The 22431-nt window shown below is 27.6% G+C and carries 33 protein-coding genes and 2 tRNA genes; 17 read left to right on the top strand and 18 right to left on the bottom strand.

The genetic code is table 11. The features are described 5' to 3' along the window. Positions 1-12: 12 nt before the first annotated feature. Positions 13-234 carry a hypothetical protein gene (locus ACTF45_RS07965; protein WP_288346898.1) on the bottom strand — a complete coding sequence of 74 codons (222 nt, stop codon included), beginning with the start codon at positions 232-234 and terminating at the stop codon, positions 13-15. 108 nt (positions 235-342) lie between these two features. Between ACTF45_RS07965 and ACTF45_RS07960 the strand changes: the two genes are divergently transcribed. Both ACTF45_RS07960 and ACTF45_RS07955 read left to right on the top strand, forming a co-directional pair. Further along, positions 343-735: a DUF2237 family protein gene (locus ACTF45_RS07960; RefSeq protein ID WP_011132508.1), complete on the top strand. Its 393-nt coding sequence runs from the start codon at positions 343-345 to the stop codon at positions 733-735. A gap of 57 nt (positions 736-792) precedes the next feature. Further along, positions 793-1623 (top strand): ATP adenylyltransferase, encoded by an 831-nt coding sequence (locus ACTF45_RS07955; RefSeq protein WP_288346899.1) that lies wholly within the window; start codon positions 793-795, stop codon positions 1621-1623. 2 nt (positions 1624-1625) lie between these two features. On the opposite strand, the gene ACTF45_RS07950 is transcribed toward ACTF45_RS07955, so the two are convergent. After that, positions 1626-1802 carry a hypothetical protein gene (locus ACTF45_RS07950; RefSeq protein WP_288346900.1) on the bottom strand — a complete coding sequence of 59 codons (177 nt, stop codon included), beginning with the start codon at positions 1800-1802 and terminating at the stop codon, positions 1626-1628. Between the two features lie 145 nt (positions 1803-1947). On the opposite strand from ACTF45_RS07950, the gene ACTF45_RS07945 reads away from it, so the two are divergent. Beyond that, a complete protein-coding gene (locus tag ACTF45_RS07945; RefSeq protein ID WP_438949734.1) occupies positions 1948-2961 on the top strand; it encodes a molecular chaperone DnaJ in 1014 nt (337 codons plus the stop codon). Between the two features lie 436 nt (positions 2962-3397). Here ACTF45_RS07945 and ACTF45_RS07940 read toward each other — a convergent pair whose 3' ends face one another. Continuing rightward, entirely contained in the window at positions 3398-3646 is a 249-nt protein-coding gene (locus ACTF45_RS07940) for a hypothetical protein (protein WP_288346903.1), read from the bottom strand. Positions 3647-3751: 105 nt separating this feature from the next. After that, positions 3752-6217, bottom strand: a complete 2466-nt coding sequence (gene pheT / locus ACTF45_RS07935; protein ID WP_288346904.1) for a phenylalanine--tRNA ligase subunit beta — start codon at positions 6215-6217, stop codon at positions 3752-3754. A gap of 101 nt (positions 6218-6318) precedes the next feature. Here pheT and rpmG point away from each other — a divergent pair, with 101 nt between their 5' ends. From rpmG to lptC, 5 genes are read left to right on the top strand one after another with little or no spacing between them, the layout of a single operon-like run. Further along, a complete protein-coding gene (rpmG, locus tag ACTF45_RS07930) occupies positions 6319-6513 on the top strand; it encodes a 50S ribosomal protein L33 (RefSeq protein ID WP_011132503.1) in 195 nt (64 codons plus the stop codon). Positions 6514-6521: 8 nt separating this feature from the next. After that, the gene (gene rpsR / locus ACTF45_RS07925) at positions 6522-6743 is read left to right on the top strand and encodes a 30S ribosomal protein S18 (protein ID WP_002806014.1); all 222 of its coding nucleotides are present in this window, start codon (positions 6522-6524) and stop codon (positions 6741-6743) included. 39 nt (positions 6744-6782) lie between these two features. Next, on the top strand, positions 6783-7967 hold the full coding sequence (locus ACTF45_RS07920; RefSeq protein ID WP_438949733.1) for a ribonuclease catalytic domain-containing protein: 1185 nt from the start codon (positions 6783-6785) through the stop codon (positions 7965-7967). Between the two features lie 60 nt (positions 7968-8027). Beyond that, positions 8028-9563, top strand: a complete 1536-nt coding sequence (metG, locus tag ACTF45_RS07915) for a methionine--tRNA ligase (RefSeq protein ID WP_438949732.1) — start codon at positions 8028-8030, stop codon at positions 9561-9563. After that, positions 9556-10182 carry an LPS export ABC transporter periplasmic protein LptC gene (gene lptC / locus ACTF45_RS07910; protein WP_438949731.1) on the top strand — a complete coding sequence of 209 codons (627 nt, stop codon included), beginning with the start codon at positions 9556-9558 and terminating at the stop codon, positions 10180-10182. Before metG ends, lptC begins: the two co-directional genes overlap by 8 nt. On the opposite strand, the gene ACTF45_RS07905 is transcribed toward lptC, so the two are convergent. Continuing rightward, complete coding sequence (locus ACTF45_RS07905) at positions 10179-10805, bottom strand: cofactor assembly of complex C subunit B (protein ID WP_288346908.1); 627 nt, start codon at positions 10803-10805, stop codon at positions 10179-10181. The two genes, lptC and ACTF45_RS07905, sit on opposite strands and share 4 nt — an antisense overlap. A gap of 111 nt (positions 10806-10916) precedes the next feature. Between ACTF45_RS07905 and ACTF45_RS07900 the strand changes: the two genes are divergently transcribed. The 4 genes from ACTF45_RS07900 to ACTF45_RS07885 all read left to right on the top strand — a co-directional run bounded on the left by ACTF45_RS07900 (position 10917) and on the right by ACTF45_RS07885 (position 12864). Further along, positions 10917-11231, top strand: a complete 315-nt coding sequence (locus ACTF45_RS07900) for a fusion glycoprotein F0 (RefSeq protein ID WP_288346909.1) — start codon at positions 10917-10919, stop codon at positions 11229-11231. A gap of 9 nt (positions 11232-11240) precedes the next feature. Next, complete coding sequence (locus ACTF45_RS07895) at positions 11241-11789, top strand: bifunctional adenosylcobinamide kinase/adenosylcobinamide-phosphate guanylyltransferase (RefSeq protein ID WP_438949730.1); 549 nt, start codon at positions 11241-11243, stop codon at positions 11787-11789. A 3-nt stretch (positions 11790-11792) separates the two neighbouring features. Continuing rightward, on the top strand, positions 11793-12275 hold the full coding sequence (locus ACTF45_RS07890; protein WP_438949729.1) for a tRNA (cytidine(34)-2'-O)-methyltransferase: 483 nt from the start codon (positions 11793-11795) through the stop codon (positions 12273-12275). 515 nt (positions 12276-12790) lie between these two features. Then, positions 12791-12864 (top strand) — tRNA-Met (locus ACTF45_RS07885). 479 nt (positions 12865-13343) lie between these two features. On the opposite strand, the gene ACTF45_RS07880 is transcribed toward ACTF45_RS07885, so the two are convergent. Together ACTF45_RS07880 and ACTF45_RS07875 are read right to left on the bottom strand one after the other, a co-directional pair. Continuing rightward, positions 13344-13532, bottom strand: coding sequence for a virion host shutoff-like protein (locus tag ACTF45_RS07880; protein ID WP_438949728.1), 189 nt, complete (start codon positions 13530-13532; stop codon positions 13344-13346). A 7-nt stretch (positions 13533-13539) separates the two neighbouring features. Then, a complete protein-coding gene (locus tag ACTF45_RS07875) occupies positions 13540-13725 on the bottom strand; it encodes a hypothetical protein (protein ID WP_438949727.1) in 186 nt (61 codons plus the stop codon). A 265-nt stretch (positions 13726-13990) separates the two neighbouring features. Between ACTF45_RS07875 and ACTF45_RS07870 the strand changes: the two genes are divergently transcribed. Beyond that, on the top strand, positions 13991-14239 hold the full coding sequence (locus tag ACTF45_RS07870; protein WP_438949726.1) for a DUF1651 domain-containing protein: 249 nt from the start codon (positions 13991-13993) through the stop codon (positions 14237-14239). A gap of 234 nt (positions 14240-14473) precedes the next feature. Here ACTF45_RS07870 and ACTF45_RS07865 read toward each other — a convergent pair. The 7 genes from ACTF45_RS07865 to ACTF45_RS07835 all read right to left on the bottom strand — a co-directional run bounded on the left by ACTF45_RS07865 (position 14474) and on the right by ACTF45_RS07835 (position 17008). Continuing rightward, a tRNA-Thr gene (locus tag ACTF45_RS07865) sits at positions 14474-14545 on the bottom strand. A gap of 251 nt (positions 14546-14796) precedes the next feature. Then, positions 14797-14946 carry a hypothetical protein gene (locus ACTF45_RS07860; protein ID WP_193741253.1) on the bottom strand — a complete coding sequence of 50 codons (150 nt, stop codon included), beginning with the start codon at positions 14944-14946 and terminating at the stop codon, positions 14797-14799. 202 nt (positions 14947-15148) lie between these two features. Then, positions 15149-15313, bottom strand: coding sequence for a hypothetical protein (locus tag ACTF45_RS07855; RefSeq protein WP_348660233.1), 165 nt, complete (start codon positions 15311-15313; stop codon positions 15149-15151). A 212-nt stretch (positions 15314-15525) separates the two neighbouring features. Next, positions 15526-15675, bottom strand: coding sequence for a hypothetical protein (locus ACTF45_RS07850; RefSeq protein WP_173027997.1), 150 nt, complete (start codon positions 15673-15675; stop codon positions 15526-15528). A gap of 218 nt (positions 15676-15893) precedes the next feature. Further along, on the bottom strand, positions 15894-16130 hold the full coding sequence (locus ACTF45_RS07845) for a DUF1651 domain-containing protein (RefSeq protein ID WP_438949725.1): 237 nt from the start codon (positions 16128-16130) through the stop codon (positions 15894-15896). Further along, positions 16130-16270, bottom strand: a complete 141-nt coding sequence (locus ACTF45_RS07840) for a hypothetical protein (protein ID WP_438949724.1) — start codon at positions 16268-16270, stop codon at positions 16130-16132. The genes ACTF45_RS07845 and ACTF45_RS07840 overlap by 1 nt, the downstream gene beginning before the upstream one ends. A 369-nt stretch (positions 16271-16639) precedes the next feature. Then, positions 16640-17008, bottom strand: a complete 369-nt coding sequence (locus ACTF45_RS07835) for a hypothetical protein (protein WP_438949723.1) — start codon at positions 17006-17008, stop codon at positions 16640-16642. Positions 17009-17080: 72 nt separating this feature from the next. Here ACTF45_RS07835 and ACTF45_RS07830 point away from each other — a divergent pair, with 72 nt between their 5' ends. Beyond that, a complete protein-coding gene (locus tag ACTF45_RS07830; protein ID WP_438949722.1) occupies positions 17081-17233 on the top strand; it encodes a hypothetical protein in 153 nt (50 codons plus the stop codon). A gap of 400 nt (positions 17234-17633) precedes the next feature. Here ACTF45_RS07830 and ACTF45_RS07825 read toward each other — a convergent pair whose 3' ends face one another. Then, positions 17634-17789 carry a hypothetical protein gene (locus tag ACTF45_RS07825; RefSeq protein ID WP_438949721.1) on the bottom strand — a complete coding sequence of 52 codons (156 nt, stop codon included), beginning with the start codon at positions 17787-17789 and terminating at the stop codon, positions 17634-17636. A 68-nt stretch (positions 17790-17857) separates the two neighbouring features. Further along, positions 17858-18025 carry a hypothetical protein gene (locus ACTF45_RS07820; protein WP_438949720.1) on the bottom strand — a complete coding sequence of 56 codons (168 nt, stop codon included), beginning with the start codon at positions 18023-18025 and terminating at the stop codon, positions 17858-17860. Positions 18026-18257: 232 nt separating this feature from the next. Here ACTF45_RS07820 and ACTF45_RS07815 point away from each other — a divergent pair, with 232 nt between their 5' ends. Continuing rightward, positions 18258-18428 (top strand): hypothetical protein, encoded by a 171-nt coding sequence (locus tag ACTF45_RS07815; protein WP_173027992.1) that lies wholly within the window; start codon positions 18258-18260, stop codon positions 18426-18428. Between the two features lie 62 nt (positions 18429-18490). Next, the gene (locus tag ACTF45_RS07810) at positions 18491-18709 is read left to right on the top strand and encodes a hypothetical protein (protein ID WP_438949719.1); all 219 of its coding nucleotides are present in this window, start codon (positions 18491-18493) and stop codon (positions 18707-18709) included. A 6-nt stretch (positions 18710-18715) separates the two neighbouring features. Here ACTF45_RS07810 and ACTF45_RS07805 read toward each other — a convergent pair whose 3' ends face one another. After that, positions 18716-18874 carry a hypothetical protein gene (locus ACTF45_RS07805; RefSeq protein ID WP_173027990.1) on the bottom strand — a complete coding sequence of 53 codons (159 nt, stop codon included), beginning with the start codon at positions 18872-18874 and terminating at the stop codon, positions 18716-18718. Positions 18875-19192: 318 nt separating this feature from the next. Here ACTF45_RS07805 and ACTF45_RS07800 point away from each other — a divergent pair, with 318 nt between their 5' ends. Then, complete coding sequence (locus ACTF45_RS07800; RefSeq protein ID WP_011132490.1) at positions 19193-19777, top strand: peroxiredoxin; 585 nt, start codon at positions 19193-19195, stop codon at positions 19775-19777. Between the two features lie 823 nt (positions 19778-20600). Here the strand turns inward: ACTF45_RS07800 and ftsH are convergent. Beyond that, positions 20601-22355, bottom strand: coding sequence for an ATP-dependent zinc metalloprotease FtsH (gene ftsH / locus ACTF45_RS07795; protein ID WP_438949718.1), 1755 nt, complete (start codon positions 22353-22355; stop codon positions 20601-20603). Between the last annotated feature and the right edge of the window lie 76 nt (positions 22356-22431).

The following is a 22431-nucleotide window of genomic DNA, read 5'->3' as shown; positions in this document are numbered from 1 at the left end:
ATAAATTTAAGATTATAGATTATTTTCAAGATAATCTATAATTTCTTCTTGAATCTCTTCCATAATTTCAGAATCACTTATATCGATGCCATCACCTGCAGCGTCTTGAATTAATTCTAAATAATATGATGCCCCATCACTCGCCAAGAATTCAGTTGCTGATGTTTCATCACATTCTTTAAAAGCTTCAATTAGGGATTTAAATGCTATGTTTTCAGTGAAGTCCCAATCCATATTGAAAAAAACCTTATTAAAATTATTACCTCTTTACCCCCCATATTCGTCAACCCTTTTTTAAAAAATGTATGAGTATTTATTATTATTTAAATAAATTATCTAAAAATGAATAAAGAAAGTCAAAAAAATAATGAACATTTAAATGTTTTAGGACAAAAGCTCGAGGTATGCAGCTGCAAACCTCTTACAGGTTGGTTTCGAGATGGATATTGCAAATACGATTCAAATGATGGAGGAAATCATTCAATTTGCTGCATAATGGATGATAATTTCCTTAAATATAGTAAGTCTCAAGGTAATGATTTAATAACACCTATGCCAATGTATTCATTCCCAGGATTGAAGGATGGAGATCATTGGTGTATTTGTTTAGATAGGTGGAGACAGGCATTGCTTGATGGCTTAGCACCTATGGTTATTTTAGAAGCAACAAATATAAAAGTTTTAGAATCTGTATCGTTAGAAAAATTAAAAGAATATCAATTTAATAAAAAGTAATTCCAAATTAATTATCTTTTTTAAAATGATTATGAGAATTTATTTCTACTTTTATAAATGAGAAGCGAAAAATATTGGGTTAAAGCATTAGATCAAACTCATTTATCTATTACCAATAATGGCTTATTTCCTTTAAAAACGACTGTTGTAACTAGTGAATATTACAATAAAAATGATTTTATAATTAGAGAACTTGATACTTCAAGATTTAAGAAAAAAAATAGTTATGGTCCAAATCAGAATCCATTTAACCCGTGGGATAAGATACTTGAAGTTGATAAAATTGGAACTAATCATCAACTAATACTAAATAAATATCCTGTACAAAAAGGTCATATTTTACTAATAACAAATACTTGGAAACCTCAAGATGGATGGTTAGATATTAGTGATTGGATAGCAATACAAATGGTAAATGAAGACACAAGCGGCCTATGGTTTTTTAATAGTTCTCCCATAGCAGGAGCAAGTCAACCGCATAGGCATTTTCAGCTTTTAAGAAGAGATTATGGTGAAATTATTTGTCCAAGAGAGAAGTGGTTTTTAGATTTAGAAAAAAATAATGATCAAGATAGCAAGCTTAAGAAAAATGCTGTTGTCTCAAAATTTAACTTTTTAGATAATTCAATAAATATTTATAATTTATACTTAGAACTTTCAAAAAAAATTGGTTTAGGAAATCCAATTGATGATGAAAAACCAAGATTTCCTTACAACATTTTAATTACAAATAATTGGATAGCCATAATTAAAAGAAAGTACGATCACGTCCATGGTTTTAGTGTTAATGGGTTGGGTTTTGCAGGATATTTACTAGTCACAGAAAAATCTAATATTAATTATTTAAAGAAATATGGACCAGAGAAACTTCTTGAAAACTTTGTTTAAAATTAACTACTAACTTCAACTTTGTCTCTGGAAATTTGATTTTCTAGAACTTCTATTGAAGCACTTACTGATGCAATTTTTCTTTCAAGAGAATCCTTGATGTAATTAAGCATTTCTAATTTCTTTTTTTGATAAAAAGACTTTTTCTCTTCTGAGGATTTAAAATTACAGTAAAACATTTTTTATATTTATTATAAAAATTTATTTTGTTGAGTCGTGACTTATAAAAAGCAAGATTTTGATTTAAAGACAATATATTTATTTAGACTTTCATAATATGAATACAATTAATATTTTTGTTCTATTATAAAAAAAAATGATTAATTGAGTAATTCTGAGAATTCAAATACAAAAAGAATTTCAATTGATTTGCCAGAAGAGTTAGTTTCTAGGTTTGATCAATTACGAAAAGAATGGGGTTTTAGAGCAAGAGGACCTGTAATAGAAAAGTTGCTTACAGAAATTCTTCAAGAAGAAGAATTATTACCTAAAAGTCAACAACAGACAATTGATTACAGCGAAAAGGGGAATATTAATGAATACTCTAACTTTGATGAGAATAGTGCTTTAGTCCTTATTAAATCTGATAAGGATGAGAGTACTAGTACAGAATCCGAAGACAAACTTCTTTTAAATAATAAAGAAGTTATTGAAAAACCAAACTTAAACATCAACCTACCTAATTTTGTTGGAAAAAAAGTTAGAAATCTGAGAAGAAGTATAAATATTGAAAAGTCAAAACAAAAAATTAATGATATTCAAATTAATACTATTAATGAAAATGATTTAATTAAATGTCGAATTGAAATTATAAGCCATTGGAAAAACCTATATGGATCAATTCCAAATGAACAAGTAATAGAAGCATCTATTGATTGGTTTTGTATAGATATTTGGCCAAATATTGATGGAACTGAGCAGTTGCCATTCACTTGGAGTGCCGCAAATAAATTAATGTCGGATTTATGCCCTTTTTGGATAAAACAAACTCCTTCCTTAGAGTTAGTTATTTTAATGATAGGTGTATTAGAAGATCCATTTGCAACATCTGATTTAATAAATAGGGTCCCAACATTAGTAAGAAGATTTATAAGTAGGTTTAAAAGAAAAAATAAAGGAAATTCATTTGAAGCACTTGATTCAACAATGACTGTTCATGGAGCTCTAAAATTATTAAAGTTATCTACCGCCGCAGGTTCAGCACATACATTAAATAAAATACGAGAAGCATATAAAATTAAAGCTTTAGAAACCCATCCAGATTCTGGTGGATCTACTGATGAGATGAGGAAATTAAATGATGCATATCAATTGCTTAAAAATTTGTATAGAAGATAGTATTAATAATCTTATATTAGACTTAGTCTAAGTCCAATTAAAAGTCTAATATAAGATTCAAAAGATATAAATTTAAATTAAAAAATTCTCTTATTATTAATTCTTGCTTTCAGGGTAGTTAAAAGTGAATAATGCATATAAATGATGGATACTTATAAAATAATGCTAAATTGTCCTTCTTATATAAGACGTAATAAAATACAGTTTACAACCCCTCCCTATGTAGAAGAGTTAAATAAATTTCAAAAAATATTCGTATTACTAGTCTCATAATAGACCTATAAATAGTCTATTGTTGAATCTTAAATAAGAAAGTCAATATATATAGTCTAATTTTATAATTTATCGTCCTATGTTTGTCCAGTCTTGAATTGATGCACTACAAACACTGATATAACAGAAGTTTCAATTATGAAGTGCTGCCTTAAAGACAGTACTACTGAGTTTGAAGCTTTTGGAGAGCTGTTTCTCTCTCAATGCTTGGAACATCACTTAAGCCATTTGCATCAAACCAAGGGGCACTTGCCCAATCAAATCCATCTCCAAAAGTATTATCTGGTGCTGTGATGTACCAATGGCATGATGAATCTGGTACATCTACAGCGCATTTAGACCAATCATCAGACCATTGAGGAACTTGCACCCAAAGTACTGAAGATAACAAAAATGAAAGAATATTAATCATGACTCATATTATATATGATGATTTAGATTTTCACGAATACTAATCGTCTCATATAAGACTTATCTACAGACTTGTATTAAGTCTAGAATGAGAATTGTAATACAATTAATCTCTTAATTTAGTGGAGAATTTGTTTTCAATTTTTTCAACAATACTATCGTGCAGAAATGCGATGTCAGAATCTAATAATGTTTTTTCAGAATCTCTATAAGACAATCTAAATGTGTAGCTTATTAATTCTTTACCAAAACTATCATCATCATAAACATCAATTAAATTAACATCTTCTAATAATTTTTTACCAGATTTTTTTATTTGCGAAATTATCTCACTTACTAGGTATTTTTTATTGAATATAAAATTAATATCACGTTCCATTTTGGGAACTGTTGGGAATTGTTTATAAACTGTTATCCATTTATTTTGTCTAGTGCTGGCTTTTAAGATACTATTTATTTTTAAACTAAATAAATACATTTTTTTTAATGCAATTTTGTTAGATATTAAATTTGGATGAATCTCACCAAAATATCCGACTTCGTTACCTTCGGTAAATAATTTAGAGGATCTGCCTGGATGAAGAAAATCTATCGTATCTGTTGATCTATCTTCTATTTTTAAATTTAATATTGATAATGCTTCCTTTAACTTTCCTCTTGCCTCGTAATAGGTCAAATTATTATCTTTATTTGAATCTAACCATTGTTCAAATTTATTTTTTCCATAAAGAGCTCCATTTAGGATTTCTTCTTGTGAAAAATCAGGTTTTTTACTAAAAATATTTCCAACTTCAAAAATCCAACAATAATCATGTCCTGATTTAATATTTTGATTACATATTTTAATATGTTCTTGCCAAATATTATCTCTTAAACAACTTGTTTCCAAAAGTAATGGATTTGAAATCTTGATTAGATTATTCTTACTTTCTGGAACAAGAGAATAAGATAATACTTCATTAAATCCATTTACTATTAATCCTGTTTTCAACTTCCTTAATGCTATTTGAGATGAAGAAAGCTTTCCTGGTTTTATGGGATTTGGTAAATTCAAATCAAACATGTCATAACCAATTAATCTTGCAATTTCTTCTATTAAATCAATTTCTCGTAATAAATCTTGAGACCTGTTGGGAATAATTTCAACATCCCATCCATATTCTTTTATGTTTAAGGTACAACCTATTAGCTTTAATTTTTCGGAAATTTCATTATCTGATAAATACCTTTTTTCTAATTCACTATTAGTATCGTAATTCTCATCTCTAATTACAATTGGACCAAGTATTTTATTAATTCTTTCTCTTCTCAACGGGATTAGTATTTTTGTGAAATCCAATTCTTTGGAAGTATTAATTATTGGATTTAGAACGTTAAAGTATTCTTCTAAAATGTTAATAGCACGGGTTACTGAATCTAATGTATTTTTATAAGAAATTCCTTTTTCATATCTACTACTAGATTCTGTTCTAATTCCAATTTCTTTTGATGACTTTCTTATCGTGACGGGATTAAAAACTGCTCCTTCAAGATATATTGAAGAAGTATCCTCATTTACAGCTGTTTCCAAACCACCAATTACACCCGCTATAGCGACTGGTTTGTCGTCACAAGCGATAATAGTTATATTTTCATTTAATTTATAATTCTCACCATTCAAACACAAAAGATTTTCATTGTTATATGCCTTTCTAACCGAGAAATCATTATATGAAACCTTTCGGCCAATTAAATTAGATAATTTGTCTTTATCAAAAGCATGTAATGGTTGTCCTTGTTCTAAAAGAATGTAGTTAGTTATGTCTACCAAAAGATTGATAGATTTAATTCCTGATTTAGCTAAACGATCTTTGAGCCATCCCGGAGATAATTGCTTCCCATTGACAGACTCAATATTGCTAATTGAATAAAGACAATTTTTTGTGATTGCCTCAGGGCAGAGATTAAAATTTTTATAAACATTTGTTTTATACTTATTTTTTAAATCTGGAAAGTTTAACTTAGTTTCCAAAAGAGCAGATATTTCTCTTGCGATGCCAACTACAGACATTCCATCAGGTCTATTTGCAGTAATTGCTAAATCGTAGATGTAGTCGTTTAGATTAAGTAATTCAGCTCCTGATGTCCCTAATTTATGATTTAAAGCTATATCCTCATCAATAATGGCGATTCCTTCACTATTATCTTCTATTCCTAATTCTTCCAGCGAACAAATCATTCCTTCACTAGAAACACCTCTTATTTCACTCTTTTTAATAGTTAAATTAATCGCACTTAAATGTGTACCAACAGTAGCTACATAAACATATATATTTTGCTTTACATTTTTTGCTCCACAAACTATTTGTAAAGGATTAGATCTTCCAATGTCAACAATGCATATAGATAACTTATCTGAATTTTCATGCTTAACTACCGACAAAACCTTTCCAAGAACTATACCTTTTACATTTTCTGAACAATCAACAAGTGACTCAACTTCGAAACCACCTATTGATAGTTTTTCAGATAAATCGTCTGCTGTAGTATTGATTTCTACAAGGGTTTTCAACCAATTCTGAGAGACCTTCATTTATTATTTTTGTCTAATGATACTAAAAGAAAAGCAAATATATGCAAAATAGTTTCTTGAAGTTGTACAATAGAAAATTATACAACAACGTATTAATCAAAATGGCGAAAAAAGGTACAAGAGTTGTCGTAACCTTAGAATGTACTGAAGCTAGAACAAGTTCAGAACCAAGGAGATCTAATGGTGTTTCCAGATATACAACTGAAAAAAACAAAAGGAATACTACTGAAAGATTAGAACTTAAAAAATTCAATCCACATCTAAACAAAATGACAATTCACAAAGAAATTAAATAAGAAAAACAATGCCAAATTCCATTTTTAAAAAACAATTATCTCCAATTAAACCTGGTGACCCAATTGATTATAAAGACGTTGAGCTTCTTAAAAAATTCATAACTGAAAGAGGAAAAATATTACCAAGAAGAATGACTGGATTGACCTCCAAACAACAAAGAGATTTAACATTGGCAGTAAAAAGAGCAAGAATTGTTGCTTTATTGCCATTTGTTAACCCTGAAGGATAATTTTATAAATAATAGTTATTTGAATAATATTTTAAATATTTGAGAGATTTAACTAATTTAAAAACTTTTATAATTGATTCCAAGGATCCAAAAGAAGTTGATGATGCTTTTTCCTTGGAATTTATTGAAGGAAACAAAAAAAAATTATGGATACACATTAGCAATCCATGCAAATTATTTTTAATAGATTCAAAAATTGATATTGATGCAAGAAGTAAAAGTAGCAGCCTCTACTTGATTAATCAATATATTCCTATGCTGCCTGCTGAAATTATAGAAAAAGCAAATTTAAAACAAAATAAAATTTCAGATACAATAAGTGCCTCAATTATCTTTAATGATGATGGTTCAATAAATAAATATCAAATAGTAGAGGCAAAAATAAAACCAAAATATCAATTATTATATGAAGATGCAGAAGAAATTATTGAATTAGAACCTAAAGAAGAATTTGAGATAATTGAAATTAAAAATTTATTACTTAAAAGTATTAATTATCGAAAAAAACAAGGAGCAATTATTTTTGATACGCCAGGTTATAAAATTAATATTAAAAATGGTAACGTAGAAATTAATAATATACAAAAATGTATTTCGCATTCGATTGTATCTGAATCAATGATACTAATGGGTTATGTTACTAGTTTATATTTATTTGAAAATAATATAGCTGCCCCCTACAGAACACATAAAATTAATTGTGATGCAAATGAGATATTAGATAAATACAAAGACAGTGATATAAAATATTCAATTTTAAAGCAATATATGGGTAAAAGTTATATTACTACAAAGGCTAATAAACATGAATCCTTAGGTCTCCTTAAGTATACTCAATGTACTTCACCACTAAGAAGATATTTAGATTTAATTGTTCAAAGACAAGTTTTTAATAATATAAATAATATTGAGAGATTAAGTCAGAATAAGATTAATGAATTAATAGATATCACAAAAATAAAACAAATAGAAAATAATAATATTTACAAAAATGATAAATTAAAATATTTAAATATATTCTTTAAGAATGAAATAAAAACATCTCATAAAATGATATTTATAAAATGGATAAATAATAAAAAAAGTATCGCTTTAGTATACTTTCCAGAATATTCATTAGAACTATTAATTGTACTCTTTATTTCTGTAGAAACATATACTAATAAAATATATAAAGTTAAATATAATATAAGTAATAATAATTTATTAGAGTTTATTCACTAGATAAAAATTTTTGCTGACCTATTGTACAATTTATAGTTGTTATTATAAGTAAAAAATATTATGAGTTTTGTAATTACTACACCGTTATATTATGTGAACGATAAACCTCATTTGGGTAGTATATATACTACGTTGATTTGCGATTCAATAGCAAGGTATAAGAGGCTTACAGGAGCAGATGTGATATTTATTACCGGAGTAGATGAACATGGTCTAAAGATACAAAGAACAGCAAAAAATAAAGGCGTTGAACCTCAATTTCATTGCGATGAAATTTCAGATATCTTTAAGCAGAACTGGAAGGATTGGGACATAACACACAATAAATTTGTAAGAACAAGTTCCCAAAAACATGAATATATTGTTAAAGAATTTTACAACAGAGTAAAAAAATCAGATGATATTTATATGGGAGTGCAAAAGGGTTGGTATTGCGTTGGTTGTGAAGAATTTAAAGATAATCCAGATAATTCACCAACACATAAATGTCCTATTCATCAAAAAACTTTGGAATGGAAAAATGAGGAAAATCTTTTTTTTAAGTTGTCAAAATACCAATCACAAATAGAGGAACTTATTAAAGAGCCTACATTTATCCAGCCAAAAGAAAGAAGAAATGAAATTATCAATTTCGTATCTAAAGGTTTAAAAGATTTCTCAATATCAAGAACAAATGTATCTTGGGGTATATCAGTCCCTGATATTGATAACCATACTTTTTACGTGTGGTTTGATGCTTTGCTTGGTTATGTCAGTGCGATAAGCCTTGATATGAATCAACCCTCATTAGATGAATCAATTGATAATGGTTGGCCTGCTGATATTCATTTAATAGGTAAAGATATTCTCAGGTTTCATGCAGTCTATTGGCCTGCAATGCTAATTTCCGCGGACATGAAAGTGCCTAAAAAGGTTTATGGTCATGGTTTTCTAACTAGGGAAGGACAAAAAATGGGTAAAAGCTTAGGAAATGTATTAGATCCAGATATTTTGTTATCAAAATACGGTAAAGAAGCCGTTAGGTGGTATCTACTTAAAGATATTACATTGGGGCAAGATGGTGATTTTCAAAATAAAAGATTTGTGGATATCATCAACAACGATTTGGCAAATACGATAGGAAATTTATTAAATAGAACCTCTTCGATGTCTAGAAAATGGTTTAATAATAGAGTTCCAAGTAATGAGATGTTAAGTAAAGATAATACTCTGGAATTATATGCAAAAAAGACAGTTGAGAATTATTTTAGACATTTTAATTCCTATGAATTAGATTTAGCAGCTAATGTAATCCTTAGTCTTGCAATTAATACAAATTTGTATCTTAATGAAAAACAACCTTGGACATTAATTAAAGACGAAAAAAATATACCTTTTGTAAGTAATATTATTTATAATGTTTTAGAAAGTACTAGAATTGTTGGCTTATTATTATTACCTATATTACCTAATTTATCTTCAAAAATTGATCAACAACTCGGTTTATTATATAACGAAAAAGAATCTTGGGAAAACCAATTAGATTGGGGTAAATTAATACATGAATCAATTTTACCAGCACCAAATCCAGTAATAGAAAAGCTCGAATATGAATAGATTGTATAAACTTTTACTGTTATTACCACTAATAATTATTGGATGTAAGAATAAAGAAATAGATGAGAAATATTTAAGTCAAAGTATTAATAGTTTGAATATGAATATATTCTCTAAAGAGGGAGAAAAATTGATTTCAATTAAAAGTCCCCATTCTAACTACGATAAAGAGACAAATAAATTTGATCTTAAAGAAACAACAATAAATTTATTCAAAGATAATAATCTTGAATATATAATAAATTCAGACAATTCAAAATTATCTAATAATAATAAATTATTAGAATTAGATGGTAATGTATCAGTCAAAACTATTATTCAACAAGATGATAAATTAACAGCTAATAGTTTCACCTGGAATATTCAAAATTCTGAGTATTTATTAATAGGAAATGTTAAATTTGAAAATAGTCTTGTAACATTAAGCTCAAATAAAGCAATTTTAAAAAAAAGTACAAATATTATTGAATTTTTTAATCCTGTAAAATATAAATTTAAGGACAATATGAAAGATAGTGGATATGAAATTAACTCTGAGAATGCTTATTATAATATTGATAATAAATCTGTAAATTTCAAATCAAAAGAAGAAAGAGTTCGTTCTAAAATATATTTTTAAAAACTATTTTTTATAAATATATTATTTACTTTTTTAGACCAATTATTAATCCATTTTTCATCTGACTTAGTAAAACATCTATAACTCCATCCTCCTATTAAAATGAAAGATTTACTATTTATTGGAATTATTAATATGGAAGGTACGTTTGGGCAAAAACTGAAAAATTCATCTCTTCCTGGATAAAATTTAGTGTTTGCTAATGAAATTAATTTCATATCTTTTAAAGATCTATTACAAGTTTCACCAGGTTTAAAAACATTATTCGTTGTGATACCTCTTTTTAAGATGTTTTTACCATCATTATGAATTAATACTGTAGCTGCTGCGGTTGAAGTTAATATTGCTTCTGTTCCCCATGCCAATTCATCTAAAATATCCCTAGGTATATCAGGCTCGAATATAAATTTATTTTCACCTTTTAATTCAACTTTATCTCCTAAGTTTGGATTAAATTGCTTAAATAAAAAACCTATTAATACAATAATTACAGATGATATTGCTGATAATACTTGTGCTCTTTCTAATGCTGGGGAAATTGAATCTATTGAAAAAAAATTCCCTAATTGAAAGAAAAAAAGAATAGAACCAATAATGATTAACGTTTTACCATTAAAATACATAAAAAAATAATATACAAAATTTCAATATTAGTTCTAATAATTATATTTGATTTTTATATCAAAGAAATTCAGGCTTATAGTTTATTATTATATAAATGATTTAAAACTAAAATGAAAAACATTATTTATAAACCTTTTTTTTCAATAGTAATGATAGGTTTTCTTTTCATTGCACTTCCAATAAGTACTTATGCAGAAAGTTTTAATAACATTGGTGATCTGTTTATAGTTGGTCAGCAAAAAACAATTATAAATTACGAAAAAAGTCAACCTTCTTCTATTGATAACCCAGTGGTGGATCCAAATTTTAATGCTATGAGGGATGTTGACGCCGAGAGTTCATCAACATCAATTTATATTGTTATTGGCTTATTAATAGCGGCTACGATAATACCACTTGCAACATGGTGGTATTTCTCTAAATAACATTTTTTTATGGAAGTCAAGGATAATATCTCGTCTAATATCATATTTATTACCGGTGGTACAAAGAGTGGGAAGAGCGAATTTGCAGAATATTTAGGTAAAAAAATTAGTAAAGTAACATATATAGCATTATCTGAATCAAGACCCGAAGATATTAATTGGCAGAAAAAGATTAGTAATCATCGTAAACGAAGGCCAAAGGAGTGGGGATTAGTTGAGACAAATAACCTAATTCATACATTAAAAAATGAAAAGGGTCCAATACTAATTGATTCTATTGGCGGTTTTATAATGGAAAGCATCAATAAAAATGATGAGGAATGGGAAAAAATGATTAATTCACTTTTAGATCTTTTAGTAATGAGGGTTAAAACAACATTAATTGTTGGAGAGCAAGTAGGCTGGAGTCTAGTTTCAGAATATGAAATTGGTAATAAATATATAGAGAGGCTTGGAGATCTTCAAAAAAGAATTACTAAGATTTCTCTAGAGAATTGGCTTACTTTGAATGGTAGAGCTATAAAACTAGATAACATAAGTATTGAAATACCTACCTAGAAATTGGAAATTTCACTTTTTGAACCAAGGATTCCTCAAAATACAGGGAGTATAGCCAGAACTTGTGCTGCTTTTGATATCACATTAAATTTAATCGAGCCTTTAGGTTTTAAATTAGAAGATAAATATTTAAAAAGAGCTGGTCTAGATTATTGGCCGTTAGTGAAATTAAAAAATTATCCTAACTTTAATAACTTTAAAGATTCCAAAAAAAATAAAAGAATTATTGCCTTTAGCAAAAAAAATGGGGTTTACTTGAAAGACTTTAGATTTCACGAAGACGATATATTATTATTTGGTAGGGAGGACACTGGATTACCTAATAATATTATTAACGCTAGTAATTCATTAATATCAATATTTATGCCCAAGGTAGAGTTATCGAATAATGATCCCAAAGGTGTAAGGAGTCTAAATTTATCAGTAGCGTGTGGAATAGCTATATATGAAGCTTATAAACAGATAAATTCTAAAAATGCTAATTAAGGTAACTCACGCTTGAATTTTTCAGGTTGGTTAGACAAATATCATTTACTAGATAAAATCCATAAATATCATAAGTATTATTTTAGAAATCTAAGGCAAATCTAATGTGCTAATTAAATAATACAATTCAATGGAATCTTGATAACAGAAAAATTTATTTAGGAATTCACGTAAATAAGACTACAATTGGTGGATTGTTTAATTAAAGGAATAGGAGTTATATTCAAGATTAGATTGCTTCTGAACCTGCGATAAACTGAGAGAGTACGAAAACGGTACTCATGTAGCATTATGTATTTATGTCATACATGGGATATGGGATAAGCTTTAGACAAAGAATGGAAATATCTAAACAATGTAAAAGCAGCGAATAATATTAGAAATGATATGGACGTATATTTAAAGAAATATCAAAGATGGATAAAAAAATTAATTGAAAAATATACATTTTGATTCAGTCGACATTAATTAAATCATTGCTCAATAATGCAATAAAATAGTAAGATATAATTCACGTCAATGTAGCTCAGTTGGTTAGAGCACGACATTCATATCGTCGCGGTCGGCGGTTCAAATCCGCCCATTGACATTTTTTTGAATTTTTTGATATTAATAGTTTTAATCTTAGATTTTTTCATACATTTATTTGAAGAAAAAGAAATATATGAAAAGGGATTAACCTATATTTGTCATAGATTAAGCAGTATCAGATATGTTGTTCTTCATGTTGAATACGAAAGACTTAAGAAGATACAAGAGCAGCAACAGTAATAACTAAATAACAAATACCAAAAAACAGACAGCTATGTTTAACAACAAGCTTAAAGTTTGAGAACTAAATTTCATGTCTATCTAGCATTCTTGATTTTCTAAAATAAATTTCAATTGAGTCTCTGCTCTATAAATATCAATTTTTCTTTTAATTAGTTTAAAAAATCTGATCATTTTTAGTAAACGTATTACAAATATTGGAAATTAATATAACCCTGCAAATTAATAAATTTCAATAAGTACATGTACTGAATCTATTGATATCACTAAACTTTAGTAACAGCAGTATACTCAGAACTAATCCTCATATACCAGACAACGTGGGTTGGATGGATTTAATTCACATTCTTTATCCCAGTAATCAGCTAAGTCTGTTGAAACTCCTTGCTCTTTCATTAAATCTTTAAGAGTTGGGTATTCTTTTGCAAGATCAAGATCTCTTAGTTTCTTATCTTGAATTGCGAATGGCGATGTTTTTAAATTCATAATAACCTCAAAATTTTTGTTGGATTCTGACCACAGATCTTGGATGATCATGGACATAAGAATTAAATTCTCTTGCAAGCATCAGGCAATCGTAAGCATCCCGAGCATAGAAACCTAATTGATGTGTACTGTTTGATGAATCTTTGTAACTAAGTACATATTTTTTACAAGATTTGATTGGCGTTGAAGACATTTTGAACTCATGACTGCTACCACTACGTTCTAACTAGGCAGACTAATCATCCGACTAAAATAAATGTTCGGTTTGAGGTACTTCCATATACGGATAGAGGACCAACAACTGAATTTTTAAATGGATAAGATGTAAAAGCTTATTGCGAGAAAGCGAGAAAAAAATTATTTTTTGAGTACCTTTATTGTCTCAAACTGGACTTGTCTTGCCACTCTAAAAATATATCGCTATAAAAATAAAGAGTGCTAATTGCCGTAATTTATATATGGAAGAATTTACTTTAATAAATAAGAAGAGAGATCGAATAAAAATATTTAAGCCATTCGAGGATGTTAGTAAACCTTCTCCAACTATTAATGCAATGGAGATTAAATATGCTTGTGTATATAAAAGATCAAGTAAACCAGTTATCAAAGGTTCAAGAGTAGAATCCATTGAAGATGCAAGAAAGGAATATAAGAAATTATTGGAGGACGGATGGAAGAAGACCAGTATATTTAAAAGCTATTTTTAAAACAAATTTTAATACTACTTTAATGACTCCAAGAGTTGGCAATCATAAAAACAAAAGCTCCTAAAATGGCATGAGCTTAAGTAGTTCTAAGTGTCATTAGACCTCCGCCGTTTATTGATTATTTTATTTTTCGTAATGCTGATAAAAGATTCAGCTTTTGAAATTAACAAAAAAGAGCTAATTAAGTATTATTTTATATCGAATTTTAATTACTACTAATACCTGAAATTTAAATGCCGATAATCGGAATTGAACCGATGACCTACTGTTTACGAGACAGTTGCTCTACCGCTGAGCTATATCGGCATCTAACATATCTAATATTTTATTGCATTATGTATTACAAACATAATCTAAATCTATAGTTTTAATAAGAACAGCTAAATACAACCTATATTCTTGGAGATCATACAAATATGACCAAAAAAGGTATGGATTTTAATGTAACTCAGGGAATGGTTTTACTTCTTCTAAAGCCACTTAATTTTCCTGCCAATCTAGTTCTTAATCTTATTATTTTCATAACTGATCCAAAAAATAAAATCGGATATTAATATTTAATTTTTATCTACGACTTCTCCGCCATACTCTCTCGCTATTACATCTAAACACATAAGAATATCTTTATTTTTTAATAGATCTGTTTCACTCAAATACCTCAGAAGAGTTCTTATTTGATCAATAGTATTTTCTTGTAATTCCTTCATTAGTACAGTAGTGTCATCCTTCAATAAGGATAGCAATCTTAAGATTATTCTCTAATTAATTGTAATTTTCTAGAATTTATATTAATAGGAGTAGTGTTGCAAGTAATAAGCTTTACAATATTTGATTTATTATCAAGCAACATTCCTAACAAAAAAGGGGTTATAAAACCCCTTCCAGTCGAATGATAGTAATAAATTCAAATTAAGAATTTAATGCTTCCATATCTTTGCGAGCTTGCTTTTGTCTTAGCTCAAAAATAGTAGGATTATAAGGAGTAATCTCTCCATTTTTTGTAGCAAGAAGTTGGGCTTTATTTAGCCTTTCAGCTCTTTTGATTTTTTCTCTAATGAGTACTAGGTTATTCATGACCTTTGCAGTTAATGGAAATCCCGTTCCCTATTTCCATGTCATGCGTCCAGATATTACTAGGATGAACGTTTATTAATAATAACACTAGGTCTATCTAGCCGTGAGAGCAGAAATCCCTAAATATCACTACCTCTTCATAGCAATTTATGTCAGTTCAATGAACGATAAGTTATGCCTTTATTAATGAATCAATCATTAATTAATACAATCTACTTTCCTACTTTTACGTATTCAAGGTTGTAGATATATCTTTCACCATCATCATTACTATCATCGTCATCATCTCCAAAAGATGAGATTAAAACATACACTCCAGTAAGTCCTAAAATCATTGAAAGATAGAGAATTGGGTCTGTCATATTTATTCCTTTATATAAAAAGTATGGTTGATTTCTACAGCTTCCGCGGCAGTCTCATGACAACCATGCAATTACTCTAGAAAGTCTTAATTATTCACTAAGTATTTATACGTACCTACTCCCGAACCATGTCGTTCCTTAACCCGTACAAAGTTCAATTCACAAATCTATAAACTCCCACTTATTAACAATTATTAAAGGAAGTAAATGATTATTTATTACCAAACTACTGTTGTTTTACGCCAACCTTGAGAAAGTAATCGTTCATAAATTTCTCTAGCTAAATCTATATCTACAGAAACTGTTGTAGTAATAACTGGAGGTTCTTTCCCTAATACTCCAACTATTTTTCCAGAATCAATGAACATATACTCGAATACTTCATCAATACTCTTATCATTCTTTATAAATCTCTTAACTTCTGATCTACTTGAATTTATCAACCAATGTTCCATTATTTATTTATAAAAATATAAGCCGAATATAAATAAACTAAGAAAGCACCAATAGCAAAAAAACTTCCATAGATTAGAAAATTCCAAAACCTAAATAATTTAGGTTTTTCGTATTCTGTTTCTTCTTTTTTAGTAATCATTTAGTTTCTCGCTCTTTTCTTGATGCGTTACCTTTAGCTCTCAATACAAGAGTTATAGTCAATGCAGTACTTAGTATTCCAACATCTATTAATAAGTGGGGAGAAATATTCATTAGAAGATTAAAGAAATGAGAAGAGTCATTATCTTTTCAGCTATAAATCTTTTATCCATAAAAAGATCCTAATTACTTTTTTATTTTAGTTCTACTGTCAATCATCCAAAGAATAAAACATCACGAATTCAACGAATTTATTTTTTAACTTTCCTTCTTTATTGGCTATAGCAAAATTGTTCCAAGTGATTGAGGGTTCTTAGGCCTCAAGTCCCATGTTCAAGTAATGCTCAAGTTTTTCTAATAAAGTGTGACACTATTCCTTTATCCTTCTTTTATTTCTATTCATTATATTTTTAAAAAACTTAAATTCAATATAGTCGTTAATCATTTGAACTTCATCATTTATAGATTCATCATCTAAATGATTGTTATCTTCAACCTTTGGTATTTCGTTGTTAAATGTTTTATTAGGTATTGATAATGAATCGTCGTTATTACTACAAAATTTGAATGATAGTTCCTTAATAGAAGTATTTAAAACACCTCTAGACCTAAGTGCTTCTTCAACTAATATCCCAGTTACTTTTGATTGGCTTAATTTATTATGATTACAAACTTTATCTATTATATTCTGAACTTCAGAGCTTGGTAAAAACCCAATTCTTCTTCTTTGCGTGGGCATATAAAAGTTTTATTGTAACACTTGCATATTATTAGTGTTGCACTATATTAAACCTGAGTCAACTTAAATTAAATGCAAATATTAATAATTCCAATTGGATTTATACTCTGGTATTTTGCTTATGAATCAAAACCAATTAATAATGATGAAGTAACAAGTTTTTGGGAAAAAGAAAACTATGTTAAAAGGACAAAGTTATTAAATATTCTAAAAGCAAGTTATTAAAAGAATTATTTATACATAGTTGAAGTTTTTTAACCATGAATTAAATCTGGGATCTTAATTACAAATCAACTATCATTATTTTGTTATATAAAGTTCGTGCTCTGTTATATATTAATCAATAAATATGTTATGTATTTATAGTTCATCTTATATTGATTATTTATTTTAAGTAAACTATCGATAATTCAAGTAAAATTAGATAAACAACTCAGTTATAATAAAAATAATTAAAATTAATTTTATGAATTTAAAGGAGAGAGGATTAACTGTAGGGGATCTAATGATAATTATAATTTTTGTAATATCAACAGTTTTTATTATTAATAAAGTTAAAGACAGTGACAAGCAATCTTATTTTCAAATAGCTCCGAATGAAATCTTGACTACTAATAAATCCTAATTATTGAGAAAAAGGAAAATCAATTTCTTTACCGTTGCAAAAACGTTCAAGCATTATTTCAACGCTAGCTTTGCTTGCTTCACAAGAAGTTAATTCCTTCAATGCGTCTAATGATTCATTCGGAGATATTTTTTTTTGTATATTTTTAGAATTCATCTTCAAGTTTTGCTTATGGATAAATGATATTTATTATGAAAACTAATTATATTATTTTTTATATTTTTTTAATATTTAGATTTTAAAGTTTCCCATTTCATATTTTCTTCTAATTCATTAATACTATTAGAAATTGATGCTAGATTCACTAAATGGAGAATTTGGTTTTTATTTAATCTATCGGTAGCAATAAGTCTGTTTATCATTTCAAGAACAGATTCATCATTAACATTCATATTTTGGGCCCTAATTTAATTAAACAATTAAAACTTGATTTTAGTTAATTATTTACGTGTGTGTACTTTTGAAATTAAATCTTCAATAGAATAATTAATTAAATGAATAAAAATACATCTATTACTAGTTTTTGAGATATCAATAACAAAGTCCATTAGCTAATATTTAAACATAATTCATTGGGTCAAACTCACTACATATTTATTTTCACTATACTAAAAAATAAAAATAATGAATAAAAATTCAAATTCTGATTCCATAAGCAGAGATGAAGTGAACGAGATGATTGAAAATGCATTACGAAGACATAATAGGAGGTCCACTATAATATCAAGTGTTTTAGGTTGGATTTTAATAGGAGGATATTCATTTGGATTATTTCAAGCAGTTCAGAACGTTTAAAATTTACTAATAAGTTTAATTTACCTATTAAATGTTAAATTTAAAAAAGTCATATATTTATTATGAGAGAATATATAAACACAAACATTAGAGTAATTAAGAAAGATCTAAAGAAAAGAACTAAAAAACTTTCCAAATTAAATAGTGATTCAATTAGAGAGGAGTTTAAGGAATGGAATGATCCCTCATTTGATAAAGAGTTAATTTGGACTTTACCTGACTTAACAAGAATCGATAGATATAAAAATTTTTGTAGATCAATTAAAAAAGAGATTAGATAAAAATAGTCAGTCTCCTAAGTGAATATCATTTATTTTTAAATAAAAGTAACCGGCAAAACCGACAATATTTAATATCAAGACAAATAACCAGGCATTTATTGGTTGGTCAGGATCAAATTTTTTAATTTTGAGTTTTGCTTTTAACCTATCTATGTAATTTGTCATACTTTTAAAAATGTCTTAGAAGTTTAAATAAAAAGTGTTAATAATGTTTTTTATATCTATTATTTTTTTAAAGAGAAAAAATTTAATTATTAATTACTCTTTTTATCAATATCTCTATTAATGGGGTATTTGATAAATTCTCTTTTAAGATTTTTTATTAATTTAGAATAGTTCATTATCGTAAATTTCCTTGTTAAGGAATGATGCCATTTCATGAATTCATATTAGAGATTTTCTTGCTATATTATAAACGTTAAAATTATAATAAATTTAAGGTGTACTAAGGCCTTAATTTTTTCAAAAAAGGAATAGAAATTCATGAGTTTAAGAGTTGGTCAAGAAGCACCAGATTTCACTGCAACGGCAGTTTATGATCAAGAATTCAAAGACATTACGCTTTCAAGTTATAAAGGGAAATGGGTTGTCTTGTTTTTCTATCCATTAGACTTTACTTTTGTTTGTCCAACAGAAATTACCGCATTCAGTGATGAATTTAATAAATTCTCTGACTTAAACACTGAAGTCCTTGGAGTATCTGTTGATAGTAAACATTGTCACTTAGCTTGGATACAAACACCAAGAAATGAAGGAGGTATCGGTGATATTAACTATCCTTTGGTATCTGATTTGAAAAGAGAAATTTGCCAAGCTTACAACGTACTCAATGATGATGGTGAAGCTGATAGAGGTTTATTTCTAATTAATCCAGAAGGAATTGTAATGCACACGACAGTGAATAAAGCTCCTGTAGGTAGAAATGTTGATGAAACACTCAGAATACTTCAGGGTTATCAATATGTAGCAGCTAATCCTGATGAGGTCTGTCCTGCAAATTGGACTCCAGGGGAGAAAACAATGCTAGAAGATCCAAAAGGAAGTAAAGAGTATTTCTCTGCCCTTTAAGTCTAAAATGTAATTAATTCAGGACCTTTTCTATTTAAAAAGTATTGAATAATATAATATAACTAATAAATAAAACATAATAATATTTAAGATTGGTGTGATCTCCTTCATATGTGGTTTTGGGACGTTCCAATCACTTAGATAAGAGTTATATGAGATGTATGACCATAGATAAAACATTGTTTCAATAGCTAGAAGGAAGACAATATTTACAAAGTTTATATTTCCAAATTTAAAAATATAAAATGGAATCACATCATTTAAAGAAGAATTATTAATTTGTGAATACCAATTAATAATAGAAAATATAAAAAAATTTATTAATGTTATTTTTTTTAGAAGAAACTTAGTTTTTTTAAATATTAAGAAAATAGAAATAATAACAACAAATAAGATTTTTTTATCAATATCAAATTGAACTAAATATTCATTATTACTAATTAATAAATTCAAAATAATTTTTAAATTTATAAAAATATAATTTGATATAAGAATTGATAGTATACTTAATATTACTAGAGTTATTAAGAATAAAAATTTACCACTAATATCAAAATTATTATTATTCTTTTTATGAAAATTAAATTTATAATAAGTAAACTTATCTAAAGAATTTATTATTACAAGAATAGGGACAATTAATCCGCTTAAATAATATAAAAGTTTATAAATAGATAAATTATTAATATCAAACAAGTATAAATTTAACCATTGTTTTTGAACCAATGGAAAAAGTATTAATAATAAAGTTATTATGGATAATCTTAATAGACTAAATTTTATTATCAAGGAAAAATGATTTATATAAATTAAATATATTTAATCACACTTTTAATAAATCAAAAGTTATTTTTTTAAAAGTATTATTCTCAACAGTTTCTTTGATCAATAAAAGTTCGACTAATTTTTCTAATAAAACGCGATTATTACTAATGATATTTATGGCATTATTTAGAGAAATTTTAGAAATATTGATAATTTCATTATCAATTTTGGAGTAAGTGTTATCAGCTATTATTGATTTATTACTTACAAAACCATCTCCAATTGATATTTCTCCTCCATCTTCAAGAGATATAGGACCTATTATAGAAAATCCATATTTAGTGACCATCTCTCTAACAATGCTTGTTGCATAAGATATATCATTAAATGAACATTGAGTAATTTCATTTTTACCGTATACAATTGTTTCAGCAGCTCTTCCTGCCAATGCTATTTCAATTTTAGATAACAATAGTTTCTTTGAAATTAATCCACTTGATACGATATCTTCGTCTGGATTAATTTTCGTATATCCTCCTATGTATCCAGATCTCGGAAGAATTGTTATTTTATCTACTGAATCAACACCATTTTTAACTGCTGAGACAATTGCACGTCCAACTTCGTTATATGCAATTATCTTTTTCATATTTTGAGAAGAAATAATAGAAGTACGAAGACCAAGAGTAACTTTATCTAAAGCATTTTCTATATGAGAATAAGTAATTAATTTTGAATCTTCTCTAGCACAATGTATAGCACTTTCATTCATTAAATTTGCTAAGTCAGCGCCAGAAAAACCTACTGTTCTTGTAGCCCAATATGACAAATCTACATCTTTTGCAAGAGGTTTTGATAAAGAATGAACTGAGAGTATTTTTTTTCTGCCATCTAGATCAGGCAACATGACTTCAATTTTTCTGTCGAATCGTCCAGGTCTTAAAAGAGCTGAATCTAAGATATCTGGTCTATTTGTGGCGGCAATAACAATTATTCCAGAATTATCTGCAAATCCATCTAATTCTGTTAAAAGTTGATTAAGGGTTTGTTCTCTTTCATCATTACCTCCTCCGATCCCCGAACCTCTTTGTCTTCCAATAGAGTCAATTTCATCTATAAATATTATGCAAGGAGACTTTTCTTTAGCTTTTTCAAATAAGTCTCTAACTCTACTTGCACCAACACCAACAAATAGTTCAACAAATTCTGAAGCGGCAATAGAGAGAAAAGGAACACCGGACTCACCAGCAATAGCCTTAGCTAGTAATGTTTTACCAGTTCCAGGAGGACCAATTAAAAGAACACCCTTAGGAACTTTTGCTCCAAGATCAGTAAATTTTTTTGGTTCATTAAGAAATTTAATTACCTCTTTTAATTCCTCAGCGGCCTCAGGAACACCAGCGACATCATCAAATCGTGTATCTACATCATCAATAGTGACAAATTTAGATTTATTTTTACCAAAGCCTAAAGCTTTTGAGGCAAGTTTTGAAGTACTTTTCAATATTAAAACAATGGCTATTATAAAAATCAAAAAAAGGCCAACTGATGCAAACGAATTGGCTGCTGAAGATTCTTTACGACTGTTATTAATGGTTAGGTCAACATTATTTTCTGATGCTTTTTCAAGAATTAGTTGATCGTTATAAAGTATAGGTACTTTTTCTTTGTTCCCATTCTTATACAAAACATCAATTTCCCTCTTTCTAGGATAGAAATATATAGATTGTATATTCCCCGAATCTAATTCTAATAAGAGATCAGAATAACTCTTATTAGAATCTGAATATGAGAAATTTGATTTAAAGAACACTAATCTTCAATAAAATATAATAAGTAAAGCTTAAAAGCTCAGATTAAGAATTGCATTATTTAAAACAAATATACTC

It is taken from the genome of Prochlorococcus sp. (assembly GCF_965655815.1).
GTDB lineage: Bacteria > Cyanobacteriota > Cyanobacteriia > PCC-6307 > Cyanobiaceae > Prochlorococcus_A > Prochlorococcus_A pastoris.
Note: the sequence above shows the minus strand (reverse complement) of the source record. Positions and strands in the feature narration are given on the sequence as shown.